At 39.7% G+C, this 26,228-nt stretch carries 15 protein-coding genes, 5 pseudogenes and 1 other annotated feature; of the genes and pseudogenes, 3 read left to right on the forward strand and 17 right to left on the reverse strand.

Features of this window, described 5'->3' with window-relative positions:
* Positions 1-8: 8 nt before the first annotated feature.
* From HMPREF9380_RS04420 to HMPREF9380_RS04410, 4 genes and pseudogenes are all read right to left on the reverse strand, one after another.
* Complete coding sequence (locus HMPREF9380_RS04420) at positions 9-1,745, reverse strand: ABC transporter ATP-binding protein (RefSeq protein WP_002933813.1); 1,737 nt, start codon at positions 1,743-1,745, stop codon at positions 9-11.
* 367 nt (positions 1,746-2,112) lie between these two features.
* Positions 2,113-7,677 (reverse strand): ZmpA/ZmpB/ZmpC family metallo-endopeptidase, encoded by a 5,565-nt coding sequence (locus tag HMPREF9380_RS04415; RefSeq protein WP_002933816.1) that lies wholly within the window; start codon positions 7,675-7,677, stop codon positions 2,113-2,115.
* Between the two features lie 346 nt (positions 7,678-8,023).
* Positions 8,024-9,235, reverse strand: a pseudogene (locus HMPREF9380_RS0111055) (tyrosine-type recombinase/integrase).
* Positions 9,228-9,479 carry a DUF3173 family protein gene (locus tag HMPREF9380_RS04410; RefSeq protein WP_002933823.1) on the reverse strand — a complete coding sequence of 84 codons (252 nt, stop codon included), beginning with the start codon at positions 9,477-9,479 and terminating at the stop codon, positions 9,228-9,230. Before HMPREF9380_RS04410 ends, HMPREF9380_RS0111055 begins: the two are co-directional and overlap by 8 nt.
* A gap of 354 nt (positions 9,480-9,833) precedes the next feature.
* Here HMPREF9380_RS04410 and HMPREF9380_RS12030 point away from each other — a divergent pair.
* Positions 9,834-10,686: pseudogene (locus tag HMPREF9380_RS12030) on the forward strand (IS110 family transposase).
* Here the strand turns inward: HMPREF9380_RS12030 and tnpA are convergent.
* The 4 genes and pseudogenes from tnpA to HMPREF9380_RS04400 all read right to left on the reverse strand — a co-directional run bounded on the left by tnpA (position 10,636) and on the right by HMPREF9380_RS04400 (position 16,878).
* A pseudogene (gene tnpA, locus HMPREF9380_RS0111060) lies at positions 10,636-11,061 on the reverse strand (IS200/IS605 family transposase). The pseudogenes HMPREF9380_RS12030 and tnpA sit on opposite strands and share 51 nt — an antisense overlap.
* Positions 11,062-11,560: 499 nt before the next feature.
* Complete coding sequence (locus HMPREF9380_RS12185; RefSeq protein WP_002933826.1) at positions 11,561-11,878, reverse strand: LPXTG cell wall anchor domain-containing protein; 318 nt, start codon at positions 11,876-11,878, stop codon at positions 11,561-11,563.
* 51 nt (positions 11,879-11,929) lie between these two features.
* Positions 11,930-12,142 (reverse strand): annotated as a pseudogene (locus HMPREF9380_RS12190) (hypothetical protein); the annotation flags it as partial.
* A complete protein-coding gene (locus tag HMPREF9380_RS04400) occupies positions 12,076-16,878 on the reverse strand; it encodes a YSIRK-type signal peptide-containing protein (RefSeq protein WP_002933827.1) in 4,803 nt (1,600 codons plus the stop codon). The gene HMPREF9380_RS04400 and the pseudogene HMPREF9380_RS12190, both read right to left, overlap by 67 nt.
* A gap of 143 nt (positions 16,879-17,021) precedes the next feature.
* Here HMPREF9380_RS04400 and HMPREF9380_RS11510 point away from each other — a divergent pair.
* Positions 17,022-17,216, forward strand: a pseudogene (locus tag HMPREF9380_RS11510) (IS30 family transposase); the annotation flags it as partial.
* A 484-nt stretch (positions 17,217-17,700) separates the two neighbouring features.
* Positions 17,701-17,955 (forward strand): hypothetical protein, encoded by a 255-nt coding sequence (locus HMPREF9380_RS04395; RefSeq protein ID WP_002933831.1) that lies wholly within the window; start codon positions 17,701-17,703, stop codon positions 17,953-17,955.
* Between the two features lie 248 nt (positions 17,956-18,203).
* Here the strand turns inward: HMPREF9380_RS04395 and rplL are convergent, their stop codons facing one another.
* The 9 genes from rplL to HMPREF9380_RS04345 all read right to left on the reverse strand — a co-directional run bounded on the left by rplL (position 18,204) and on the right by HMPREF9380_RS04345 (position 26,228).
* Complete coding sequence (gene rplL / locus HMPREF9380_RS04390; protein ID WP_002900419.1) at positions 18,204-18,572, reverse strand: 50S ribosomal protein L7/L12; 369 nt, start codon at positions 18,570-18,572, stop codon at positions 18,204-18,206.
* 73 nt (positions 18,573-18,645) lie between these two features.
* Positions 18,646-19,146: a 50S ribosomal protein L10 gene (gene rplJ, locus HMPREF9380_RS04385; RefSeq protein WP_002897628.1), complete on the reverse strand. Its 501-nt coding sequence runs from the start codon at positions 19,144-19,146 to the stop codon at positions 18,646-18,648.
* Positions 19,147-19,182: 36 nt separating this feature from the next.
* Positions 19,183-19,318: a sequence feature (ribosomal protein L10 leader region), on the reverse strand.
* Between the two features lie 86 nt (positions 19,319-19,404).
* Complete coding sequence (locus HMPREF9380_RS04380; RefSeq protein WP_002933834.1) at positions 19,405-20,202, reverse strand: formate/nitrite transporter family protein; 798 nt, start codon at positions 20,200-20,202, stop codon at positions 19,405-19,407.
* A 113-nt stretch (positions 20,203-20,315) separates the two neighbouring features.
* Positions 20,316-21,263, reverse strand: a complete 948-nt coding sequence (gene mmuM, locus HMPREF9380_RS04375) for a homocysteine S-methyltransferase (protein ID WP_002933835.1) — start codon at positions 21,261-21,263, stop codon at positions 20,316-20,318.
* A 9-nt stretch (positions 21,264-21,272) separates the two neighbouring features.
* Positions 21,273-22,679, reverse strand: coding sequence for an amino acid permease (locus HMPREF9380_RS04370; RefSeq protein WP_002933837.1), 1,407 nt, complete (start codon positions 22,677-22,679; stop codon positions 21,273-21,275).
* A 133-nt stretch (positions 22,680-22,812) separates the two neighbouring features.
* Positions 22,813-23,514, reverse strand: coding sequence for a glucosaminidase domain-containing protein (locus HMPREF9380_RS04365; RefSeq protein ID WP_032907408.1), 702 nt, complete (start codon positions 23,512-23,514; stop codon positions 22,813-22,815).
* Between the two features lie 149 nt (positions 23,515-23,663).
* A complete protein-coding gene (gene yihA / locus HMPREF9380_RS04360; protein ID WP_002933841.1) occupies positions 23,664-24,251 on the reverse strand; it encodes a ribosome biogenesis GTP-binding protein YihA/YsxC in 588 nt (195 codons plus the stop codon).
* Positions 24,252-24,261: 10 nt separating this feature from the next.
* Positions 24,262-25,491 (reverse strand): ATP-dependent Clp protease ATP-binding subunit ClpX, encoded by a 1,230-nt coding sequence (gene clpX, locus HMPREF9380_RS04355; protein WP_002917310.1) that lies wholly within the window; start codon positions 25,489-25,491, stop codon positions 24,262-24,264.
* 224 nt (positions 25,492-25,715) lie between these two features.
* Positions 25,716-26,228 (reverse strand): dihydrofolate reductase, encoded by a 513-nt coding sequence (locus tag HMPREF9380_RS04345; RefSeq protein WP_002933845.1) that lies wholly within the window; start codon positions 26,226-26,228, stop codon positions 25,716-25,718.

Here is a 26,228-nt window from a genome sequence, read left to right on the forward strand (position 1 = left end):
TCTCCTTTCTATTCCTCTGTCAAAGCTTGATTTTTCAACTGCGAATCCGCAATTTCACGATAAATATTATTGGTTTCCATCAGCTCTTCGTGCTTCCCGCGTCCGACGATTTCGCCCTGATCCAAGACAATAATCTGGTCAGCATCCATGATGGTTCCCACACGTTGGGCTACAATCAGCACCGTTGCTTGACCTGTCACTTCCTTGAGACGACGACGAAGCACTGCATCCGTCTTGTAATCCAGAGCAGAAAAAGAGTCGTCAAAGATATAAATATCCGGCTTTTTGACCACCGCTCGGGCGATAGAAAGCCGCTGCTTCTGCCCTCCGGATAGATTGCTGCCTCCCTCAGACAGGTGAGTCTCAAAACGCTCTTCCCGGCTCTCGATAAAGTCCTTGGCTTGAGCAACCTCAGCCGCCTGACTCAGCTCCTCTTGGCTAGCCTCTTCCTTTCCGTATCGTAGGTTTTCTGCGATGGTTCCGGTAAATAGCAGAGCCTTCTGCGGGATAAAGCCAATCTTCTGACGCAGTGCCTTCAGATTGTATTCACGGACGTCAACACCATCCACTAAAATCTTACCTATTGTTACATCATAAAAGCGCGGAATCAGCTGCACCAGTGTAGACTTACCAGAACCAGTTGAACCGATAAAGGCAATAGTCTCGCCCGGCTTAGCCTTGAAAGAAATATTATGCAGTACAGGACTCTCTGTCTCACCTGGATAAGCGAAGGTTACATTGTCGAACTCCAGATAACCCTGCGTATCTGTCTCGGTTACACCATTTTCATTAGGATTGATTGAAATGGGCATATCCATGACTTCCTTGAGCCGCTGGCTCGATACCGCCGTCCGAGGATACATAGTAAAGAGATTGGCCAAGAAAAGGAAGGAAAGCAGGGCGTGAAAGCTGTATTCGATAAAGGCAACAAGATTTCCGATTTCAAGACTGCCGTCCCGCAAAGGATCGAGGGCAAACCAGACAATGGCCACAATCATCGCAATAATAATCTGCACAAAGAGCGGCTCTGTCAGACCAGTCAGCTTAAAGAGCTTATTGGAGTTTTGCGCATAGACCTCATTTTCATCAGAAAAACGCTTCTCTTGAAATTCCTCTCTTGCAAAAGCTCGGATAACGCGCAGACCAGTCAGATTTTCCCTTACATACTGATTAATCTTATCAAGGGTCTTCTGCTGCTTTTCAGACAAGGGCTTGGTTTTAACCGCTACATAAATGACCACGACAGCCAAGAAAGGCACTGAAACAGCTACAATCCATGCCAGAGACGGACTGGTCAGAAAAATCATGAGAATACTAGACAGCATCATCATGGGAGTAATGACACCCATTTTCAGGGTTTGCTCCGCAAACTGCATAAGAACAAAAGCATCTGAAGTCAAGCGAGTGACCAAAGAAGACACTCCAATCTGCTCATACTCGTGATGAGAATACTCTTGCAGCTTAGCATAGAGATCATTGCGCATGTCCTGCACCATGGTCGTCGTTAGCTTCCCAGCTGCATAAGCCAAAACAATTCGCCCCAGCACTCCTAAGATAATAACGCCAAACATGACCCAAGCCCAGAAAAAGAGCTGGTCTGTCTGCTTAGGATTGATTCCCTCATCAATCATCCGAGCCAGCACCGTTGGCAGACCTAGATTGACGATTACAAAAAAGATTGCCGCGACAAAGTCCAAGACCAGCCACTTAGGATATCTCTTTAAATAAGACCAAATGTATAACATAACTCCTCCTTCACTATCTATTCAAAAATAACTCACTCTAAAGCACTCAGTGCCTTTAAAACACAGAAAAGAGCGCGCAAATGCACGCTTTAATACAAACATTATAACAAAAATATGAAGGAGGGTAAAGGTCATTTCAGGCTTTTTTCTGCCTATTATTAGCTTCATAAATGATTGTCAGCAGCAAACTGCCTGAAAGCAGACTAGCTACAGTTTTAATTGCTTGACTTATATAGAAAAACAAACCTAGTTTTCACTAGGTTTGTCATTTCTTTTCTACAAGAAGGTGTGAATCTGAGAGTAATTCAAGCTCTTCCATAACATTTCAGACTTGCAACTTTGCAGACCATTTGACAGCTCAAAGCAATCACTTCTGGTTTTCAAAGATTGATGTTCTGAAATCTTTAGTCTGATCAAGGTAAGCTTTGAAGACTGCTTTTTTAAGCTTGTGGACAGCACTGTCATGTTCTGGTTTATAGCCACTCCAAGAATACCAATTATCATTGGCATCTTTGAGAACAGCTTCATCCATCAAGGTTTGCAACTCCTCAACAGTACTTATAGTCTTAGTAGCAAAACTTGTCCATGGTTGTCTTGTATCATCAAATGTGACTTTGTTTAGGCTGTCGAACTTGTTTTTACGTTCTTCATACATAGCCTTCTTAAACTCAGTCCAACTATTAAATTGACCGTTGAAGACCTTGCGTAAAACTAAGTCGTCTGTTACCAGACCTCTGGTCTTACCATAGATACTGATTGTTTTCCCATTTTGCTTGGCATCATCTTCATATTGATTAGAGATGTAAGGGACCATACCATCTTTAAAGCCTTTGGCTGCCAGAAGTTCATAAGCCATACGTCGACCCATAAGATCACCAGGCGTTCCTTTTTCACTGCTTAAAGCCGAATAAATTGGAGAGAAGAGTTTAATCGTATGGTAGCCATTTCTTTCAACGTCACCATTTTTGTACTCACGCGCTGAAAGAATATCATTTTCAATGAGACTGTCGAATGAGTTTAATTTTTGCGCATCCGCCATTGTAATATTTTTTATCACATTCGTTGCGTAAACATCATTTCCATCAGCATCACGGACATATTTATTCTCGACTTTTCTCAGAGCGTTCACTTTCTGCACATCGGACAGACGGTTCACGATTGACATCCCTTCTAGGTACTCCAACATATAAATGACATCAAACATGTTATGAACATAATTTTTCAGATCATCCGCATTTTGGAAACGTTTAGTTGGATCCAGGACTTGCAAACGAGATTTTTCAGTCGCATCATTCTTGTCATATTTGAGAATTGAGTTAACCGTGATTGTCGCATCATCTGGATGATCCGGTGCTTGCAACAAGCCCTTGGCGAAGAATTCTGGACCAAGACCGCTTCTTCTTCCATATCCGCCTAAATAGATCTCATTATCAGAATCATGCGTCATTTCATGGGTATAGGTAATGGCTCCGTCCTTGTCCAGCATCCGATAGCCCATGTAGTAAACACTATCACCAGTAGCATAGGCACCGTGCTTATTGTGTACAACCTTGTTTCCAACCGGCCCAAAGAAATACTTCATAGCTGGATTAGAACTGTCAAATTGTGCCTCAGCTGTAGCCTTGCCGACAGTAGTATCATCTCCAAACTTATAGGCATCATAGAGCAAGATATTTCGATAGAGCTTTTCACGGCCCTGCTCGTCTAATATTCTGTACCAATAATCATAATGGTCGCGTTGGCGTTTTGCGGTTTCCTGAGCATTATCCTCAACAAACTTATTGAGTTCTGCCCCTGCTCTGTGTTCATTATTTCTATATCTGTCATAGGCACCAAAGCCAAGACTGGATATAGTCGATATGACAAAGACCGATCTTTCAGGCATTGTCAGCAAAGGAAGGATCATATTTCGGTATTTCCAAGTGTCGCTGGTAATTCGATCATACACCCCGATAGAATACTTGCTGCCAGCCTGCTCTTGCTTGACCCTTACCTCATCAATAGCAGATTTTTCTTCAACGATATAAGCCTTGGTTTGCTCTTTGAACCATTGATTATTTGTTTTGTTTGGTAAAAATACCTCCCGGTAATTGGCAATTGTGCTAAACAAATCTTTTGTTCCGTTATTGTTTGCAAGGCTGATGCTATAAGCATCTACGTTGTTCTTGGCCAGAAGATTGTTATAGCCTGATTTACCTAATTCAATGATCGTGTCTAGCGGTGATGCATTGCCCTTACCAAAGAAATCCATGTGGTACATGACTAAGTCTTTGATATTCACGTCACCATAGTTAAAGTTGTACCAGCGCTCTAAATAGGTCAAACCTAGAAGCAAGGCTTCCTTGTTACGTTTGATTTTATCAACGACATAACCATTAATCGTTTGATTTTCGCTGGCAATGACTGCATCGGCAGACAACAGTTTTTCCAGTGTATTTGCTAGATTTTCCTTCGTTTTGGCAAACTGCTCTTCTAAGTATAATTCCGTTAATGAAACTCCTGAAGAAATACCTAGAATGTTTCTGATAGCCTCTGACTGATAATCAACCGCTCTCAAATCAGGCAAAACTTCATTGATGATCGAACCATGACTATGCAAGAATTGATTTGGCGTATAGATGAGACCTGTATCGCCCACACGATATTCTGCTAACTTACTAAAGTCAGATTGGTAGGTGAGATCTAGCTTTTCAGATGAATGATCCTTATAGTGAATCAAGAGCTTATTAGCTACTTCTTTATGTGAAGCAATATCTGTAATCACTTCGTTATCCTTCATCATGACTGCAGATAAGATTTCTTTTTCAAACAAAGCGCTATCTTCTTTTACCAGATTACCGTATTTGACAATGGTTGCCTTATTATAAAACGGTAGCAATTTTTCAATATTCTTATATGCTAAAGCTCGACTGGCTTGATAGTCTTCAACCTTAGAAAAATCACTTTCTTTATTAGTGCTACTCAGCAAGGTTTCGACAGTCGGTACAGCAAGAGAGTTAATTTCAGATTTCTTACTTGCGATTTGAGAAGCATCAAGGATTGTTCCTCTCTCTTCGAGCGATTCCTTGGTGACAACCTCATCCTTTTCAAGAGTCACTTTGTAGACTCTGTTGTCCTTATTGCTATATGAGTCAGTTATCCTCATTCCTTTATAGTGATAGCCACTAATCGCATTCCCGTTCATAACATTGACATCACTAAGAACATTATGCAATCTTCCAGCACGACTCTCTTCGTTAGAGTCTTTATCCCACAAGTAGCCAGCCACACCAGCAACACTTCCAAAGCGCTTCACGTTATTAATGTCACCCTCGGCGTAACTATTGCTGATAAGCGCATCTTTCTCGACAAGACCTGCAAGACCGCCGACAGTTTGGTTTGTACTATCCGCATTTGACGAGATGGTAATCGTAGCTTTTGACTTATCAACTACTGCATTGATTCCAGTCAGTTGACCTACCAATCCTCCGATATTGTATGGAGACCTCGTTTCATAGGAGTTGACAATTCTTCCCTTGAAACTGCTGTTCGTAATCTTAGAATTATCAGCCTTCCACACCAAGCCACCAATGCCACGTTCACCAGCCAGAACACCGTCTACATGGACATTGTTAATCCTTGTTGCATTATTCGCTTCATTTGCAAGGGCTCCAATATCAGTTTTCCCTGAGATATTTACATCTTTAAGAGCCAGATTTTCTACAGTAGCAGCGCCCAAAATGTCAAATAAAGGCTTCTTCAAATTATAAATAGTATAATGTTTTCCATCTTTACTACCAAAGAGTTTACCAGTAAATCTGCCCTTTATATAACTGCTAGCGCCATTTTCTAGCTCGACCTCGTTAGCATTCAGACTAGCACCTAAATAATAGGTTCCTGCAAGATCATTATTTATAGCTTGAACCAAGTTACTAAAGGAAGTGAAGTTTGTGACTTCTTTCGCTGCCTTTTTAGCTAGATAGAAAGTAAAATTGTCCTCGTATTTATTGTCGACGTCCTGTTTTAATTTTTCAGCACTTGCTGTAATTTTATAAACCGGCTGACCATCTTTCGTGCTATCGACTATTGAAGAAATGGGCAAGAAGACATCTTTAAATTTAGATGATTTCACCTTCACAAAATAATTCTCTTGATTGGTTGGAATGGCATCCAGAGAAACGTGCTGCTTGTATTTTCCATCAGTTAGACTATACAGCTCTACATCAGATACATTTCTTAGCTCGAAATTCTTTTCTGGTTCTTGCTTCTGTTCTTTCGGTTCTTGAGCTTTTTCAGCAGGATTTTCCGCTTCTGACGCCGCTGGTTCGATGTTTCCAGTATATTCTTGCGGAGGTTCTACCTGCTCAGGCTCAACAATCGCTCCAGATTGAGTTCCTGTGTATTCAGGCGACGGGGTGACTTGTTCAGGTTCTACTACTGCACCTGCTTGAGTCCCCGTATACTCTGGTAAGGATGTAGCTTGTTCAGGTGACACTACTGAACCTGCTTGAACACCAGTGTATTCAGGCAATGGAGTAACTTGTTCGGGTGCCACTACTGCACCTGCTTGAACATCAGTGTATTCAGGTAATGGAGTAACTTGCTCAGGTTCTACTATTGCACCTGATTGAGTCCCCGTATACTCTGGTAAGGGAGCTACTTGTTCTGGCTCGACTACCGCGCCTGCTTGGGTTCCTGTGTGTTCTGGTAAGGGCGTCATTTGCGCAGGTTCTACTATTGCCCCGGATTGGACGCCTCCAATCTCTGGTTCAATTTGTTCAGGCTCAACGACGGCTCCAGATAGTGTACCTGAATACTCAGGCAAAGAAGGCACCTGCTCGGGCTCAACGATTGCACCGGATTGGACGCCTGTGTACTCTGGTAATGGTGCGACTTGCTCAGGTTGAACCAAGTTAGAAGCTACTGGTTTGTCGCTAGGCGCGTCAAGTTTTTTAGTCCCTTTTTCCACTATTTTAGGAGTCGCTTCCTCTATTTTTGTCGAAAGAACTTCCCTAGAAACTTCCGAATTATCTACAGTGAAAATCCGAACGACTTCGATTTTATGGCCTGGTTTGCCTTCTTGTTTTACTCTTACAGTACCTTCAGCTAAATCAGGATTCTCTTGTATTTGTTCTTCATAGGCTATCTCAGTTTCAACGGCCTCTTCTTTGTATAATAGTTCTGGTTTAGTTACTCGGCCAGACAAGACTTCATCTTGAGGCTCAATTGTATTGACGCCAACCGTTTGATTTTTCAATCCATTCTTATCAAAAGAAACAGAATAATCTAGCTTCTTATTTTGGTTTAAAACTTCTTTATCTAGATTAGCATTTTGCTGACTATCAAGAATCTTATTGTCTAATAATTTCTTAATCGATTCATCTTTTATGTAACCAACATAGGTATAGCCAGAGATTTCACTTGGTGACGGCAGACCTTCCCCAGCCGACACTTGATATTCCGCATTATACTGTAGCAAGATCCCATTTTCCAGCGCATCGACAGATAGTATCAAACCTCCTCCGACACTAGCCCCCACCAAAACAGTCAGTAGGAACTTGCTTTTAACCTTTCTTTTGGACACAACAAAAACAACCAATCCTATCGTCGTTAACAGACCAGCCGTCATCATAGTATTGGAATTGTTACTATCGCCTGTATTCGGTAAGGTTGTTGATCCAGTATTTGAGTTTAACCTGTAGACAAGATAGTAAGTCTCCTGATCGCCTTCAGGCATTTTAGGAAATCCACTTACAATCAACTCCTTTTCTTGCGGAGTTATTTCAGTATCTGTCACGTATTTATAGTGTACATTCAACTTTTCCTGTGCTTGAACAGAGTCAACCCCAACGATAGACACAAAAAATAAATTAGAAATAGCAGCCGAAACAAGCCCGACAGCTAATTTCCTAAAAGCAAACCGAGTTTGCTTCTCCCCAAAAAACTTTTTCATTAAAATCCCTTTCAAATTATTCTAAAAAGAATAACAAATCCTTTACTTTAAACCAGAGAATGAGCAACAGTAAGCCATTGCATTCATTCATCTGAATCCCCCTAACAAAAATCTCCTAATCAACAATCTCATATAACTTTTATCTTATTCATAATATCTCCTAAACCTCAATAATCTGTCTCAATTATATCATACAATCCTATTTTTTGTTAGCGCTTTAACATAAAAATGATTTTGGATACAAACAACCAAGTCTTTCGACTTGGTTGTTTTCTATGATTGGAAACTCTATTATTTAAGAGTAACTGAAGCGTCGTTGCTTTAATTGTTCTCATACAGCTATTTTTTACTTAGTTCCTCCACTTGGCGGGATTGTGGCGGGATTTGCAGTTAGTCCGAGCTCTCCTAACACCTCTGTTATTTCAGCACCGCCAGTAACAATCTGTCTATCATAGAAATGAGAATAGGTGTTTAGTGTTGTAGCTTTGTCCGTTCTTCCTGAACGAGCCGAGACATACAAAACATCTTTTTTTAGAACGTTTATCATGAATGAATCATGACTATGACGTAGACCTTTCCCAGTAATAACAGGAACCTTAGCCGCTAGTGCATGCCTTTTTAACATTCGACTTAAGGTAGATTTGTTCATTTGAGAGTTAAACCGTGCTAACACGAAATTATCTTCTCTATTATACACTTGTACAGTTCTCCAATTTTGCAACACTTTAACAGTTTCGTCATCTATTTCTAAGAAACGCATTCCTGCCCTAGTTTTTGTCTGCTCTTTTCGAACGTATTTCCCATTCCCTTGATATTCTAGGGTAGACTGAATATGAATAACTTTATTTTTAAGATCTATGTCTGATCACTTTAAACTAAGACCCTCAGAGACTCGCATCCCCGTCATAAAATAAAGCCAGATAGCCGTATAAAACTGCCTCTCTTCATAAACTGTCTGATCAAAAGTTTTTAATACCTTTTCAAGTTCCTCTACAGTCCAAAATTCAGTTTTCGGTTTTTCTCCTTTAGGATTGTCTAACTTTCGACAAAGATTATTCTCAATGTATTCCAAGCGTTCTGCATAATTTAAGCACTTCTTCAGTTTACACCAAAGTCCTTTTGCGTAGTTTGGAGAGTAGTCTTCCATTAAAGATAATCTAAAATCTTCACATTCCCGAACATTGATTTCAGACAATTTCTTGTCAGCAAAAACTTCAATAAAAGTCTTATACTGAGGATAAGCTGTTTGAAAGGTTACGGACTGAACAGTTTTCTTATAATAAGGCAAATAAACATCTTCCATAAATTTTGAAAATGGAATATCTAATTGTGGTCTTTTTGCACTAACACTAGCTATTTTAGCATTGTATTCAGTTCTTATCCTACAGACTTCGTCAAAGGCTTGCTTTTCTGTTTTAAAATCAATTCCAAATTGATCTTTATAAGATTTAACCCTAAACCTCCTTCGGTCACCCGTAGTTGGATCTACACTGAATTCAACCTCATAGTAAATTTTTCCTTTCTTATTTCGACTTACGCATTTATATTTTTTACTCATTTTGTTCCTTTCTTTCAGAAAGCAACTTAAAGCCGAGTAATTCTTCTACAATATACTTAGGAGCTAAATTAAGACGTGAATTATCAAATGGTGATTTACTTAATTCTACCACATTATTTGATAAAGCTCTAGATTCTTCAAATTTTCGAACAGCAATTAACTTTGCTTGTCTTATAATATCCCGTGCCGTATGTTCAGGAAAACCTAATTTCATTAATTCTGTATGATTTATTGTTTGCATCATCTCTTCTTTCTACTTTTTATTGCATAGATTTCAATCTTTTGATTAAGCTTAGAATGGTTCAACAAGTTAGATCATTAACAAAAAGTCATAAACTACTTTTCTATAAAATAATTGTACATAGCATAATAGTCAAATTTCATCTATATTTTCGAAATGATAAAGTAAAGGTATCTTGTAAAGTCGTAGGGCTCTATGGCGCTAGATGTCGTTTTACAAATTGGCAAGAGACCTGTTTTAGTTCAAATTTTATCAAAGCATGTGGGATATGCCGGACATCATATTGGAAATGAAATCACTAAAATAAGGAATCCATTCAAGACAAAGAAGTAAACATGATATGGATAAGTTTTAGGAATTGATGTGAGTAAAGCAAACTCTGAAGTAGCTATTCTTATCAACGGACAAAATATACATGGTTACTACTCTATGCCCAATGGTACGATTGGATTTAATCACCTACTGAAAGACCTGAAAACAGAGCAACACAACAGATATTATATTCCAAGCTACGGGTGTCTATTCTCACCGTCCTCAAGCATTTCTAGATAATAATGGATACGCTTATATACGTCTTAACCTTCTGGAAGCTAAAAACAGTTGAATAGTCTGCGAGCACGGAAAATAGATAAAATTGATGTAGACAAATTAGCTTCCTCACAAATTTGTCTTAAATCGTAAAACAACTTATAGTGACCCCAGCCGATTCTATCAGAATCTGACAGAAGATATCGTAAGGCCTAAGAAAATAGGTTACACAAGGTTCTTCAAGTTTCCTTCCCAGAAATCGAGAGCTTGCTCTCTATACCTACAGGATAGCAATATTGGAATCTCTTGACGGTCTTCCCAACCAAACAATATCTTTATTAATATTGATCTCAAACACTTTTAATCTGGTGATTATCTGGCACAGGAACATATTACCAAGCGTAGTAATCCTTACACTAGAAAAATCCTATATAAATATATTCATAACATCGCTTCAGCTAGTCACACCAATCCATATCACATTGCAGACTTCTATGAGAATCAAAACCACCAGTGTAAACTGGTGGTTTATTCTGCGGCTGTAAGCCGCTTCTACCGGTCAGGGGTAAAAGCCCGCCGAAATAGCTTCCTCGCGCACCACTTTCCCGAGCAGGTACTTAAGCACCTTGACTTACTTTCTCCTATTCATTTCGCCAGTAAACGGATCTACTGCCTCGAATAAAGTAAGCTGGTCTGCTACTCTGTCTTCTTGTAATTGATTTTGAATATATTCAGCTATCACTTTCTGATTACGGCCTACCGTATCTACATAATAGCCTCTGCACCAAAACTTTCGATTCTCATATTTGTATTTTAAATTCGCATGCTTATCAAAAATCATCAAGCTGCTATTTCCCTTTAAATATCCCATGAAAGCCGAAACACTGAGTTTGGGCGGGATACTGACAAGCATATGAATATGATCGAAACAAGCATTGGCTTAATGTATGGTCACACCTTTTCTCTCACATAAGTCACGTATGATTTTTCCGATACTAGCTTTATATCTGCCGTAAATGATTTGACGACGATACTTTGGTATATGATAAACTTTCATTAGCCTCTCTCATGAGATATCTCCTTTGTGATGTTTAGTAGTGGCGGGGAAACCACTTCTATCTTATCAGTTTAGGAGGTTCTTTTCTTACCACGCTAAAAGCTATCCGGAACCACTAGCATAGCTAGTGGTTTTCAAGAGACAACAAAGAAGACAATCGCAGACGACTTTAACTAAGCCACATGCGATTGTCTTAATACATCAACTCATCAGGATAATGTATTACCTTGTAATGCATAACAAACTTTACAACTATACTTCAACTTAAAATCATTAAAGTCAACTATGCCCTATCATTGTAACAGCTCGTTTCAAAAGATGTCAGATGAGGTGTATCTTTAGTGTACCAAAATTTTCAAAAAACAGCTCGAACTCATCCTTAAAATATTACCTTAATACTCAATGAGAATATATTTTGAACTGGAAATCCGCATTACCCTTGACAAATAGTAGAAAAGAATCTAAATATTTCTCTTATTTATGTATACATAGAAAAAATTTAGTCTTCTTTTTTCTTGCGAGTTACAAGACCAAATCCACTCATCAGACCAAGGATACCAAGAGCTGCAAGGGCAGAAGGAGCTTCTGTACCGGTTTTAGGCAATTCTTTAAGAGTGCTCTTAACTGGTGTTTTACCCGCTGGTTCTTGTTTGCGTGGAGTGACCTTTTTTCTGTAAACATGGACTGTATTTCCATCTTTATCAGTTATCGTCTTGATAAATTCATAGCCCGGAATATCTTTCTTAGGTTGTTCGCCGTCTTCGCTTGGATGTCCTGGAATTTCATTGCCTTCCTTATCCTTATGACTGGTCTTCACTTTTTCGTAGACATGCTCTGTGTCACCGTTTGGAAGTTTCTTAGTCTCTACGAAGCGGTAACCTGGAATATCTTTCTTCGGTTGTTGGCCGTCTTCGCTTGGGTGGCCTGGAATTTCATTGCCTTCCTTATCCTTATGACTAGTCTTAACCTTCTCATAAACGTGTTCTGTGTCGCCATTTGGAAGTTTCTTAGTCTCTACGAAGCGGTAACCTGGAATATCTTTCTTCGGTTGTTCACCGTCTTCGGTTGGGTGGCCTGGAATTTCATTCCTTCCTTATCCTTATGACTGGTCTTAACCTTCTCATAAACGTGCTCTGTGTCACCGTTTGGAAGTTTCTTAGTCTCTACGAAGCGGTAACCTGGAATATCTTTCTTTGGTTGTTCACCGTCTTCGCTTGGATGTCCTGGGATTTCATTGCCTTCCTTATCCTTATGACTGGTCTTAACCTTCTCATAAACGTGCTCTGTATCACCATTTGGAAGTTTCTTAGTCTCTACGAAGCGGTAACCTGGAATATCTTTCTTAGGTTGTTCACCGTCTTCGCTTGGGTGGCCTGGAATTTCATTCCCTTCCTTATCCTTATGACTAGTCTTAACCTTCTCATAAACGTGCTCTGTATCACCGTTTGGAAGTTTCTTAGTCTCTACGAAGCGGTAACCTGGAATATCTTTCTTCGGTTGTTCACCGTCTTCGCTTGGATAACCTGGAATCTCATTGCCTTCCTTATCCTTGTGACTAGTCTTCACTTTTTCGTAGACATGTTCTGTGTCACCGTTTGGAAGTTTCTTAGTCTCTACGAAGTGGTAGCCTGGGATATCTTTCTTCGGTTGTTCGCCGTCTTCGGTTGGGTGGCCTGGAATTTCATTCCCTTCCTTATCCTTATGACTAGTCTTAACCTTCTCATAAACGTGCTCTGTATCACCGTTTGGAAGTTTCTTAGTCTCTACGAAGCGGTAGCCTGGAATATCTTTCTTAGGTTGTTGGCCGTCTTCGGTTGGAATTAATGTATTCCCCTCAGTATCTACAAATGAAGTAATTGGACGTACAGTTGGTGTGTATTTTGCAGTTATTTCTGTTCCGTTCTTATCAACTCGTTTGACTGTAACTCCTGAAGCCTTCCCAACAAAGTCTTTTTCTGGTGTGAAAGTTACCACACCATTTTCATCAATGGTATAAGTTCCTTCTCCCGGAACAACTTTCTTAGTTGTGCCATCATCAAAGGTTGGTTTAACATTTTCATCAATTTCAACAGTCTTCTCCACACCGTTTACTTCAACTTTACCACCAGTAAAAGTTGGTGTACCGTTTTGTGTTTGTCCTTTAGGTCCTTCAGACTCATCATCTGTAGAAGTTGGTTTAACAGGTATTACAGTTGGAGTATACGTTGCTGTAGCAGTTGCTGTAATATCCGTATCATTAGCATCTTTTCCTAATTTTGCAGTAAGTGAAACTGTGACAGGTGTAGCTGTACCGGTAAATGTCTTCAATGGAACAAAAGTTACTTCACCTGTTTCATTATTAATTGAGTAGGTACCCTGACCATCAATTGTTAGAGTATCAACAAATCCACCTGTTTTTGGATCTACTAACTTAGCAGGCGAAGAAGCACTTGGTTTTACTGGTGATCCATCTCCAACAGATGTAAAGGTTGGAGTTTCTTTTTGAGTAGCACCTTGAATATCAGTCGAAGTCACATTATGTCCTTCAATCGTATTAGTTACTGTAATATGGTAGGTTGTTGTAGCGGTTGATGAATCAACTCCATGATCAACTCCCGACTCAGTTCCACCGATTGTTGCTTCAGTAGTATAATTTCCATTACTATCAATAACATCAATCTTAACAGTATATACTCCTACTTCATTTAAGCTATATCCACTAGCAATATTATAGTTATTTGCATCTTGTTTGGTATCAAATACTTTTTGAACTCCTGAAGGCGATGTTACTGTGATTCGAGTGATATAGGTAGTTTTTCCATATTTAGTATCTTCAGAGTCTGAGATGCTTACTGCAGCTTTTGCTTCATTACGAAGGTCAACAACTGTACCTTTTGTTGAAGTATAATCTTGTGAAGTTGCTGTTGGTTTTGTATTTACTACAGTTGCCACATCAGTATTTGTTGCAATCGTCCCTCTAATAATACCACCAAATCCTGACTTAGTATGAACTTCCCAAGAGTCATTTTCAAGCTTAGTAGCAGTCACCTCAGTTCCATCAGATGACGCCCAGGTATTTGAATGTTTATCGTAAGTGACAGTTACTGACATTCCATCTCCTACCTGATTAGTATTCCTAGAAACATAAATCGTTTCTGGACGAGTTGGCGTTTCTACACTTGTCACTTTCCCAGTGCTATCAAGCTGTCGAATGTACTCATAGATATAAAATTTCATACCACCGTCTTGCTGAGCTTCTGTGTACACTTGACGTTTAGTCCATCTTGTCGTACCATCACCATTCAGTGTTTTACTTTCAGCATAGTCGCCAGGTAACTCCCAGTGTCCGGTAGCCCTATTAAAAGTCGCAGTATGTTTTTGCCCATCCGTTCCATTTAACTCAACTTGTTCACGTAAGAAAGTTCCCTTAACATTTTCAACAGATGCTTCCACTTTAATATTGTTCACACCAACTTGGGCAGTTGCCTCTGATGTCACAGGAATATTAAATACTGTATCTGAATCAACAGTATCTAATTCTTGATTCTCAGAAACAGCTGTGTTGGTTGAACCACTGTCTACGAGCCATTTGCCGTCAACTGCTTTTAGATTGGTTACAGTACCATCCGGCATTGTTATCTTAGCACTTGATGCACCTTTAGAAATTTTAACTGGTACAACCGTTGAGTAAGTTTCAACGTTTTGAACCTCAACCTTTGGTTTCACAACTAATGTTACAGTAGCATGTGCTTCTTGTCCAGATTGGTTCCAGACATTATTATTAGCCAACTTATCATAATCTTTTGCAAATACGGAGACTGTGTAAATTCCTGCTTCAGTTAATTTTCCAGAAATGATTCCTCTCCCCATATTCGTTTGATCAGCAGCTTGCTCTTCAGAAGTACTATTCGCAACACTATATTTAGTTCCTGGAATTAATACTTTGGAATCATCTAATGCTTCACCAATAGTATTATATCCCGAAACTCCTGTTACTGATTTAGAGAATCTTTGAGGTACTCTTACAACTTTGCCTTCAACCGTCGTATAGTTATAAGTTCCTCGACTATTTGCTGGTGTTGCACTTGCACCTGACTCATCATAGAATTGAATATTTACATTAGCATCGTCACCAACATTACGATCATAACGCTCAGAATCTGATTTTATTTTAGGAGGCGTACTATCTTGCCACCCGACCCAACCAGCACGAAGATTCTGAATTTGGAAAGTTACCGTACGACCATCTGTATTGGTCGCAGTAATATTAAATCGTAAATCATAAACTCCATTTTCAATATCCGCTATAACTTTTCCTTGAATTGTGTCTGTTTCTGAATCGTATGTCAATCCCGGCACAAGGTTAGTTGGAGTTACAGAAGTTAAACTCCAACCAGCTTGCTTGGCATTTTCAGAAACAGCGATACGATCTTTCAAGCCTTTAATTAGTACACGATCAATTCCTTGTTCGTAACCCAATCCATAAATTTCTGTAGCTAGGTATTCATAACCACCATTAGCAGAGTAAATCGATGTTGCAGCGTTTAAAATTCTTGACCCATCCGCACGAAGTTTGTTTCTCCAAAGAGGTGCTTCTTCTGCTAATTTTTTAGCGGCATCAGGGGTTAATGGATAGTCTACACGTCCTTTGTTGTTATGACCAGTCTTTCCACCTTGTTCTGTATGCATCCCATTTCCAGCATTTGTATCATTGCCAACTCGCTGATTAGAATAGACTTCTATCTCTAACCCTGTAGCATCAGTACCCGTAATTAATTTAATTTCTTGTACTGGAATCGTATAGGTATCCTTACCTGTGTGATTTGAAGCATTTATTTCTGAGACACGAGAGACATTTGTCCCTTCTTCAGCATAGAAATCTTGAGCAGCCAAAGCTACTCCAAAGTTTACGTCTTTTCCAACTCCTGCTTTTTTCAGATCATTGTAGACAGCAAGAATGGAATCATTTAAGCGTGATAGTTGGGTGTTAATTTGCTGTGTGGTAACGTTATCAGCTGCTAAAACTTTCTTAGCTTCCGCAATAGCTGCTTTATTGTTGACTACTGCCGCTTCGACGGCTGCTTTGCTTGCGCCTTCAACCTTATTTCTACGAACTGCTTCATCTGCAAGAACATTTGTCACTTCCGCTTCTGACGTGACCTGTTCCAAAACCTTTTTAGATTCTTCTACAGCTTTTTCTGTAGCAGTGGTCGCCACTGGTTTGACTGCTGTAGTTGTTGCTGTTTCCTCAACTTGTTTCCCAGCTTCGTCTGACTCAACTACAACCGTGATCAAAGCTTCAACTTTAGCAAGTTCTGCATCGATATCTGACTGTTTTGCAGTTTCGTTTGCAAGAACTGCCTTTGCAGCAGTCAATACTTCATTTGCTGTAACTATCGCTGTTGCATCAGCTTTCTTTGAAGATGCAACTTTTGCTTCTAACTCAACTACTTTTTTAGTCAGAGCAGCCTTATCAGCTTTTTTAGCTTCTACTATCTTATCTTCCTTCTCTGCAGTTGCTGGTGTTGCAACTTCAGGTTTCACCGCTGTTGAAGGCGACTCCGGTTTTTCTGCTAATACTGTTGTTGGTGGTGTCACAACTTCAGATCTCACTGTTGCTAAATCTGACTCCAACTTATCTGTCGGTGCTGGTGTTGCTGGTGATTTAGTTACTGTTACCGTAGTATCAGAACCTTGTACCTCCGTAGCAGATACTGCACCATTACCTAGGAACATCAAACCGGCTGCAATTGCCACCGATGCTGCCCCAAAGCTGTACTTCCGAATACTATAACGAAGGTACTTCTCGTTTCTAAAATCCTGTTGTTTTCTCTTCATGAAACACAACCTCCTTGTTTTTTTAAATGTCGATATGAAATACACAGGAAAACAGAGTCTCCTGCACTCACAGAAAATCGTTTTCAAGGAATTATTTATTTCCCGTGTTGTAAAATGAAGTGCAACAGAAAAGACATGTTCGTCATTCATCACATGAAAGAGGTTCAAATGAGAACTTCAACGGGCTCCTCAGAGAGTTTTTCCCTAAAGGCAAATCTCTCAATCCGCTGACTGACGAAGAACTCGCTCAATATCTCTCAGCTATTAACGAAAGACCTAGGCGACTTCATCAGTACAAAACTTCAAAATTTCTGTTTGGGCTAGCCCAAACAGCCTAAACAATGGAATCCCAGTCTATCCATGAACTTGTTGCACTTGACTTGACAATGTGCCAATTATTTATTTCAAAAAGTGATCTAACCACTCTCGACATATCTATTATAGCATTTTTAAACTTTTATTCAAGTGAGGTTGTAAGATGAAGTATAACACAAAAGTCATATTCTTCTGATATATAAGAATTCTCCAATTCAGTATAAAAGTAGATAAACATACCCACTAATCATTCCAACGAAAAATCAAACTATTCTTAATTATCAGACTCTGAATGTGGTAAAATGAGCGCTATCTCAAGATGGGTGAGAAATCTACAGAGATTGCTCGTCTTATTAGGTAGACATCACTCACGATTACTCATGAAATCAACGGAAAAAAAAACAGTTTTTCTACGTTTTTATGGCATACTCAAAATATAGGCTGTTGTATAGCTAACAGTTTTAACACATTTTTCTGACATACTATAAATTTCAAAGAAGTAAAAGAATGTCAATTAAAAATCATTTACAAAGAGAATTCAAAGGTTCAAATTTTGAAATTTGTGAAACACTAATAACAGATACCTACTTCACTAGCTTTTTAGATTACGTGAGTTTACCTGAATCAATCTCTAAATTAATTGAAGAAGGCTATGCTGATAAAAGAAATCAGTTAGATGAATACATTGATTTTGCACTTCATCATAATTTAATTACTATGCAAAATAATATTATCCAAGCTACCGATCTTGGTTTAGCCTGAGTGTGGTTGACATATGCGCCAGTTGAAGGCGATGATTGTATTTAGAAAAGAGAGCACTATAATTTCTGCATAGGGATAAAACTGACAAAGGAATTATATAGTCTATTTTGTTGTAAAAAAAATCCCCGCCAAGATCTAACTTGGCGGGGATTTGGTGGGGAATAACACCCCAATTTAAGATTTAAATCACCTTAAGCAATTCTTAACCTTAATATACTAGGCTTTCGCATTCAATTTGCGTTACTCTATTATTTAAGAGTAACTGAAGCGCCTGCTTCTTCCAATTTAGCTTTAAGTTCTTCGGCTTCTGCTGCAGCAACGCCTTCTTTGATAACATTTGGTGCACCATCAACAAGTTCTTTAGCTTCTTTAAGGCCAAGACCAGTGATTTCACGTACAACTTTGATAACGCCGACTTTCTTGTCGCCAGCTGCAGTCAATTCGATATCGAATGAATCTTTAGCAGCGGCAGCTTCACCAGCACCAGCAGCAGCTACAGCTACAGGAGCAGCTGCAGTTACACCAAATTCTTCTTCGATAGCTTTTACAAGGTCGTTCAATTCAAGGATTGAAGCTTCTTTAATTTCAGCAATAATGTTTTCAATGTTCAATGCCATTGTTATTTCCTCCAAATAAGTTTTAAATTTATAATATTTTTTTCGTAGCTAGGCTACGCTGCGTAGCTTAAGATTAAGCTGCGTCTTCTTTGTTGTCTGCAACTGCTTTGACAGCAAGTGCAACGTTGCGAACTGGCGCTTGAAGTACAGAAAGGAGCATAGAAAGAAGTCCTTCGCGGTTTGGAAGAGTTGCAAGTGCAAGAATCTCTTCTTTTGATGCGACAGCGCCTTCGATTGCACCACCTTTGATTTCAAGTGCATCAGCGTTCTTAGCAAAGTCGTTCAAGATTTTCGCTGGAGCAACAACATCTTCGTTAGAAAATGCTACTGCAGATGGTCCAACAAAAACAGATGCCAAGTCTTCAAGTCCAGCTTTTTCAGCTGCACGACGCAAGATTGAGTTTTTGATAACTTTGTACTCAACTTCGCTTCCACGAAGCTCACGACGAAGAACGGTATCTTGCTCAACAGTTAAACCACGAGCGTCAACAACGACGATAGATGCAGCAGCTTTCATTTTCTCAGCAACTGCGTCAACCAGTTCCGCTTTTTTAGCAATAATAGCTTCACTCATTTAGTGTTTCACCTCCGTAATTATTTTGCTTGGGAATTTTCCAAAAGAAAAACGCGCCCAAACCTAGACACGAAAGTACAATACGCTTCTTTTTACATGATACGTTTTGTCCTCGGTAGGATCTTTATGAGTCGAGCTCCCCTACTGTCTTAGGCAGTTTTTTCAAACCATTGATAATTATAGCAAAAGAAAAAAAAGATTGCAAGCTTTTTATACAATCTTTTTTATTTTATTGAATTATATTGAAGTTACACTGTATCAATCCACATAATCTTTTTCGTTCTTATTAAACCAAGCGTATGGCAAACCTATGAGTAGGCCACCACCGATGAGGTTACCGATAAAGGTTACGCCCCAGTGGCGTAGGATATTTCCAATACCAAAATTTTGCACTTCCGCTGCTGCTGAGCTGAATTTCACGATAGCAAAGGAAGCGAAGTTGGCAGCCAAGTGTTCGTTAGTCAGGAATACAAACATATAAATGGCTGATATAACTAAGAAGAGCTTAGCTGTACTATCCTTGACCAAAACGAAGGAAAGAATAGCGATATTAACAAAAATATTGGCCAAGACTCCCTCGAGCAGAATCAACTCATTAGATCGGGCAAGCTTCATCTGCACAACACCAGAAATGAAACTATCTTTGCTAAGCCCTGCGTAAGCAGCCGAGTTAGCAAAGAGCCAGCCGGCAATCAAGGCGCCAATCAGATTGAAAAAGGTACAATAAAGCAAAATCATCAAGGCTTTTTTCCAGTCAATCTTCTTCAAAAAGGTACCAGCAGTCAGAAACATCATGTTGGAAGTCACCAATTCTGCATTTAGAAAAACAATGTAAGCCAATCCCCAAGCAAAGATGAAAGGAAAGAGAAAACGCCCAGTTCCTGGAACAATCTTATTCGTCAAATCTGCTGCAATGGCTCCAGCCCCAGTACTAAAGGTTAGGAAAGCTCCAGCAAAGATGGAACGAACAGCGTACTTGGCTTTGCTTGTATCAAACAAAGCTTCTTTCTTGCGGCAAGCTGCTTCAATTTTAGGGATAAATGTCGATTCAGGCATAAAAAATTCTCCTATTAATTTAAACTATGTATAGTATATCACAAAGTTCTTTCTTTTGATAGCGTTTTCGAGAACCTTTTTAAATTTTCTAAAAAAGGATTGAAAATCTATTTTCAACCCTTAAATCTTTTTGATAACTGAGCAATATCTTCTGGCCGTGTTCGACAGCAACCACCAAAAAGACGCACTCCTTGATTTTGCCAAAGTTTACTATTTTCCAGCAAGCTCCGCCCCTGCTCTGGATCGTCATGCCAAGTCTTGGTCAAGCCATTATAAGTTTCGCCAGAGTTTGGATAGGTCAGAAAAGGTTTGTTGCACACTTGTCCAAGCCCATCTAATAAAGGAGCGATTAAATGTGGAGCTGTACAGTTAAAACCAACTGCCAAGACTTGTGGGCTTTCTTGAGCCAAGTTTCCTAATTCCTCAATCTTAGTGCCATCTGATATAGCATTCTCCGACTGGGCGACAAAGGACAAATAAGCCTCCGCCTGCGGAAATTCCTCAGCTAAAAGTTGGAGGATTGCTGCCGCTTCTGCTCCATTTGGAATCGTTTCAATAGCCAGCAAGTCACTCCCAGCTTCTAGTAAAGCTTGGATACGCGGACGGTGAAAATTTCGATATTCTTCCTCACTCAGCTGATAGTCTCCCGTATACTCCGAACCATCAGCTAAATAGGCAGCATAAGGCCCTACTGAGCCTGCAACTAGAGAATAAGGTCTCTGTTTCTGCTCCTCTGGAGATAATCCTATCCAGATATTTTCGATTGCCTTTTGTGCTAAGAAGACTGTCTCTTTTAAAAGATTATAACCCTTTTCAGGAGTTAGTCCTGCCTCTATAAATGCTGGAATGCTGGCCTGATAACTGGACGTAGTGATGATATCACTGTCAGCTCTCACATAGCTTTCATGCACATCTTGAATAATCTGAGGCTGGTCTAATAGGTATTGAGCTGACCAAAGCTTACCAGATACATCATATCCCAGCCTTTCCAACTCTGTACCTAAGGCTCCATCTAAAATAATAATTTCTTGCTTGTCAAGCAAATCTTTAAATTTTCCCATGAAATACTCCTAAAATCTACGATGACGAAGGTAATAATATAGATAGCAAAGACCAACAAAAGGTAGGCCAAAATAAAGTCCTGCTCTTTGGGACTTATCCCAAGCAATCCCAGCGACAGATAGAACCAAAAGAACTATCGTAAAGTAAGGCAAAAAAGGACTAAAGGGAGTTTTGAAAGCCAGTTCCTCTTCCTGATGTTCTTTCAGCCATTCTTTGCGGAAACGAATTTGAGCAATGGGAATAGACAACCAAACAACTACCACAGCAAAACCAGCAATCGAAACCAAAGCTAGGAAAACTGTGTCTGCCGCATAAAAACTTGCAAAAAGTGATAAAGCGGCCCCTAACATAGATAATAAGAGAGCTCTCATCGGTACGCCATGACGATTAATTTTTACAACTTTTCGGCTGATCATTCCTTCATTTGCTAAAGACCACAGCATACGACTGGAGGCATATAGACCAGAATTTCCCGCTGATAAAATAGCTGTTAAGATAACAAAATTCATGATATCCGCTGCATAAGGTAAGCCAATCTTATCAAAAACAGTTACGAAAGGAGCCTGTGTCACTCCTGCTTCCTTGACTGGTAACAAAGCAGCTAGAACAATGATTGTCAAAACAAAGAAAATTACCAAACGACCAATCGTTGTTTTAATAGCTTTAGGTACAGCTTCTGTCGGATTATCCGTTTCTCCTGCTGCAATACCAATGAGTTCTGTACCTGAAAAGGCGTAGTTCACTGCCAGCATAATAGACAAAAGCGCTGTCCAGTTTTTAGGAAAAGCTCCATGAGCTGTCAAGTTACTGAAGAAAGGCGCGTTTTGATGGTGACTCATAGGAATCAGACCAAATATCGCACCAAGCCCCAAGATAATAAAGACAATAATCGTAATAACCTTGATACTTGAAAAGTAGAATTCTGCTTCTGCAAACAATCTAACACTAAGAGCGTTCATTCCAAAGATTACAGCTGCAAAAAAAGCCGCAAAAAACCAAGCTGGAACACTAGGAAACCATCGTTGCATCAGCATACCTGCGCCCAAGAACTCTGTTCCTAAAGCCACCGTCCAACAAAGCCAATAGAGCCAAGCAACAGCAAAACCTGTGCCTGGACTAATAAACTTTGTTGCATAAGTGTGGAAGGAACCAGTCACTGGCATGGCAACAGCAAGCTCTCCTAAAGAGAGCATAACCAAATAAACCACCACTGCACCAATTAGATAAGATAAAACTGCCCCCAAAGGCCCTGCCTGAGCAATCGTATAGCCAGAACTGAGAAAAAGACCTGTCCCAATAACACCACCAAGTGACAGCATAAAGAGATGCCTACTCGTCATCTTACGATGAAATTCACCTTCATTCTCAAAGTTGTGGTTTTGAGAATGTTCATGTTTTGAATCTTTCTTAGTCATTATATTTCCTTCATTTTTTTGCTATCTACTTATTGTATCATAAAGGAAAGTAAGGAATCATATATATTTTTTATTTGGGTCATAAAGAAAACCTATACAAACTAAAAAAGAGGTCTTCCCCTCTTTAGTTATATTATAAAAATCTATTTGCCCAAGCAACATCCACATCTAAGATATCCTGAGTAGTATATTGCTGACGATAAGGATTGTATACAATATTGCTAGCCCCAGACTCATAGAGAGGAGAATCAAAGCGTGTCAAATTGTATTTTTCGATAATAAAATTCAATTTAGCATTATAACTGGTATCAGTAGCATAGACACCAGTCAGGGCAGCAGTCGCATCCTGGAAAGTTGGTGCATTACTCTTCCATGCGCCTGCAAAATGCCCTTGCTTGAGTACAGCAACATAGTCTTGCAGAGATTCCACATAGCTAGGATAAGAACGGAAACTATCATTGATAGTATAAGAGTTACCTTCTCCATCATCTTCCCATGTTTCCATGTTAGCAGATTGCCCCTCATAATGTCCTTTAATACCAAATAAATTATAGTGAGGATCACTTGACAAACCAGATTGTCCAGAGCCACTCTCTAAAATAGCCTGTGCAATCATTACAGAAGCATAAAGATCATTATCCTGTCCCAACTGACGAGCCGGTTCACCAATCTGTGAAATAAAATAGTCAGTTGGGTTCATAGGTTGTTGGTCGCTATTATTGGCACTAGCTGTATCAGTTCGATTAGCTAAATAAAAACCAACAATAACAGTTGAAATCATTATGAATACAATCGAAAGGGTTCTTTTACCTCTTTTTGATATTCTCTTCTTCATCATTATTCTCCTAAGTTTATTTCGTTATTTTCATTCATTCTATCATAATAAATAACTAAATAACACTACTAATAAATTACAAGTATGTAACATTTTTCGTTTATTTCAAAAAATCCAACTCAAAGATAAGTTGGATTTAATTCGTAATATTAAATTTTTGAAAAAATTGCATCCCAAGCAGCATCTAAGCCATCCTTGGTGACTGAGGAAAAAAGAATGAAATCATCATTTTTGTCAAAGTCCAGCTTTTTCTTAATAGCTGACTCGTGCTTATTCCATTTTCCGCGAGGGATTTTATCTGCTTTGGTCGCTACTAGAACAACCGGAATGTCATAATATTTCAGAAATTCATACATTTGCACATCATCTGCGCTCGGGTCATGACGAAGATCAACAAGGCTGACAACCGCTCTGAGATTTTCACGACTGGTCAGATATTCCTCAATCATCCGGCCCCATTTTTCACGCTCTTTTTTGGAAACACGGGCATAGCCATAACCTGGCACATCAACAAAACGCAACTTGTCATCAATGTTGAAAAAGTTTAGCAGCTGAGTTTTTCCAGGTTTTCCTGAAGTTCGCGCTAAATTCTTACGATTAAGCAGTGTATTGATGAAGCTGGACTTTCCAACGTTGGAGCGGCCAGCCAAGGCAATTTCTGGAATATCATCTTGAGGGTAATGCGATTTATTGGCTGCACTCAGCAAAATATCAGCATTGTGTGTATTGATTTCCATAAGCACCTCGTTAGGCAGTTTCTAGAATAGGCTTATCTGTTCCATCTACTGCTTCTTTGGTAATACGGACAAGTTTGACATTTTCCTGACTTGGAACTTCAAACATGACATCCATCATAGTTTCTTCGATGATAGAACGAAGACCGCGAGCACCTGTTTTACGTTCAATCGCTTTATTGGCAATCTCCTGCAGAGCATCCTCGTCAAATTCAAGCTTAACGTCATCATAAGATAGAAGTGCCTGATACTGCTTAATAAGGGCGTTCCTAGGCTCTTTCAAAATCCGAACCAAATCATCAACTGTTAGTTGCTCCAGAGCAGCAAAAACAGGCAAACGGCCAATCAACTCAGGAATAATTCCAAATTTTTGAACGTCTTCTGAGATAATTTCCTGCATATAGGACCCATCTTCGTCAATCGCTCGGTTATTCTGACCGAAACCAATGATTTTCTCACCCAGACGCTGTTTTACGATTTCTTCGATACCGTCAAAAGCGCCGCCAACGATGAAGAGAATGTTCTTGGTATCAACCTGAATCATTTCCTGCTGCGGATGCTTGCGTCCACCTTGCGGTGGTACACTCGCTACGGTTCCTTCGATAATCTTCAAGAGAGCTTGTTGAACTCCTTCACCCGAAACATCACGGGTGATAGAGACATTTTCGCCTTTTTTAGCAATCTTGTCAATCTCATCGACATAGATAATGCCGCGTTCTGCACGCTCAATATTAAAGTCAGCTGCCTGCAAAAGTTTGAGGAGGATATTTTCCACATCTTCACCGACATAACCAGCTTCAGTCAGAGCAGTTGCGTCCGCAATGGCGAAAGGCACATTGAGGCTGCGAGCCAGAGTCTGCGCCAGGAAGGTCTTACCTGACCCGGTCGGGCCAATCATCAAAATATTTGACTTTTGCAGTTCCACATCTTCTTCTTCACGGCTATCATGGTAGTTAATACGCTTGTAGTGATTATAGACCGCTACTGCCAAGGCACGCTTAGCTCGGTCTTGCCCGATAACATAGTGGTTCAAGATATTCAGCAGCTCCTGAGGTTTTGGCACCTCAGACAGATCTGCCAGCACTTCCTCGGCCAGCTCTTCACGGATAATCTCCTGTGCCAACTCCACACATTCATTACAGATAAAGGCATTGTTACCAGCGATAATCTTCTGAACCTCATCTTGGTTCTTCCCACAGAAAGAACAAAAAACCATCATATCATCATTACGACTTGTAGGCATTGTTTACTCCAATTCTAAAATTCTAAATCTATTTATTTTCTTTCGTACATGTTAAAAAAGTGTCATATAAAAAGCATGAATGGAATTTACCAAGTTTGTAAAAGCATTCAGCAAAAATAAAGCTGCCAGTCCAAACCGCTTTTTCCGAAAGGTTTGAACGGCACAAATAAGACAAATGACACATAAAAAGGCCGTAAAAAAACCAAAAATACTACGTTCCATTCTTACGAGTCCTTCCTTCGGTATCTTTTTATAGTGAAATCATAAGGATTTTTTTCATCTTTGGCATGAAATTCACTGCTAACTTCCTGATAAGGAGCCCAGTCAAATGTCTCAGGGAAATAGGTATCTCCTTCCAGCTTAGCAGCAATCTGAGTCTGAATCAATTCTTCCAAATACGGCTCAAAAGCCCTGATAATCTGCGCTCCGCCAATAATATACAAGTTTCTATCTTGCTTGTGGTACCAATCCAAGACATCTTCCACATTGCTGAACAGCAAGACATTCTCATTGTCAACTTGATAGTTCTTATCCTTGCTCAAAATCAGGCTGATTCGATTTGGCAAAACGCGACGCTGCAGACCATCAAAGGTCACACGCCCCATCAAAATAGCATGTCCAGTGGTTGTTGCCTTAAAATGCTGCAATTCTGCCGGGAGATGCCAGGGCATAACCTTGTCTTTTCCAATCAGACCATCCTCTGCCTGAGCCCAAATGGCAATAATCTTCTTTGTCAT

Source organism: Streptococcus sanguinis SK49, assembly GCF_000212815.1.
Lineage (GTDB): Bacteria > Bacillota > Bacilli > Lactobacillales > Streptococcaceae > Streptococcus > Streptococcus sanguinis_C.

Coding starts and splice junctions, on each gene's coding strand:
- HMPREF9380_RS04370 (WP_002933837.1), bottom strand. CDS start 22,679: ATGACTAAGAAAGATTCAAAACATGAACATTCTCAAAACCACAACTTT.
- HMPREF9380_RS04420 (WP_002933813.1), bottom strand. CDS start 1,745: ATGTTATACATTTGGTCTTATTTAAAGAGATATCCTAAGTGGCTGGTC.
- HMPREF9380_RS04345 (WP_002933845.1), bottom strand. CDS start 26,228: ATGACAAAGAAGATTATTGCCATTTGGGCTCAGGCAGAGGATGGTCTG.
- rplL (WP_002900419.1), bottom strand. CDS start 18,572: ATGGCATTGAACATTGAAAACATTATTGCTGAAATTAAAGAAGCTTCA.
- clpX (WP_002917310.1), bottom strand. CDS start 25,491: ATGCCTACAAGTCGTAATGATGATATGATGGTTTTTTGTTCTTTCTGT.
- rplJ (WP_002897628.1), bottom strand. CDS start 19,146: ATGAGTGAAGCTATTATTGCTAAAAAAGCGGAACTGGTTGACGCAGTT.
- HMPREF9380_RS04415 (WP_002933816.1), bottom strand. CDS start 7,677: ATGAAAAAGTTTTTTGGGGAGAAGCAAACTCGGTTTGCTTTTAGGAAA.
- HMPREF9380_RS04380 (WP_002933834.1), bottom strand. CDS start 20,202: ATGCCTGAATCGACATTTATCCCTAAAATTGAAGCAGCTTGCCGCAAG.
- yihA (WP_002933841.1), bottom strand. CDS start 24,251: ATGGAAATCAATACACACAATGCTGATATTTTGCTGAGTGCAGCCAAT.
- HMPREF9380_RS04410 (WP_002933823.1), bottom strand. CDS start 9,479: ATGATGCAAACAATAAATCATACAGAATTAATGAAATTAGGTTTTCCT.
- mmuM (WP_002933835.1), bottom strand. CDS start 21,263: ATGGGAAAATTTAAAGATTTGCTTGACAAGCAAGAAATTATTATTTTA.
- HMPREF9380_RS04365 (WP_032907408.1), bottom strand. CDS start 23,514: ATGAAGAAGAGAATATCAAAAAGAGGTAAAAGAACCCTTTCGATTGTA.
- HMPREF9380_RS04395 (WP_002933831.1), top strand. CDS start 17,701: ATGTCAATTAAAAATCATTTACAAAGAGAATTCAAAGGTTCAAATTTT.
- HMPREF9380_RS04400 (WP_002933827.1), bottom strand. CDS start 16,878: ATGAAGAGAAAACAACAGGATTTTAGAAACGAGAAGTACCTTCGTTAT.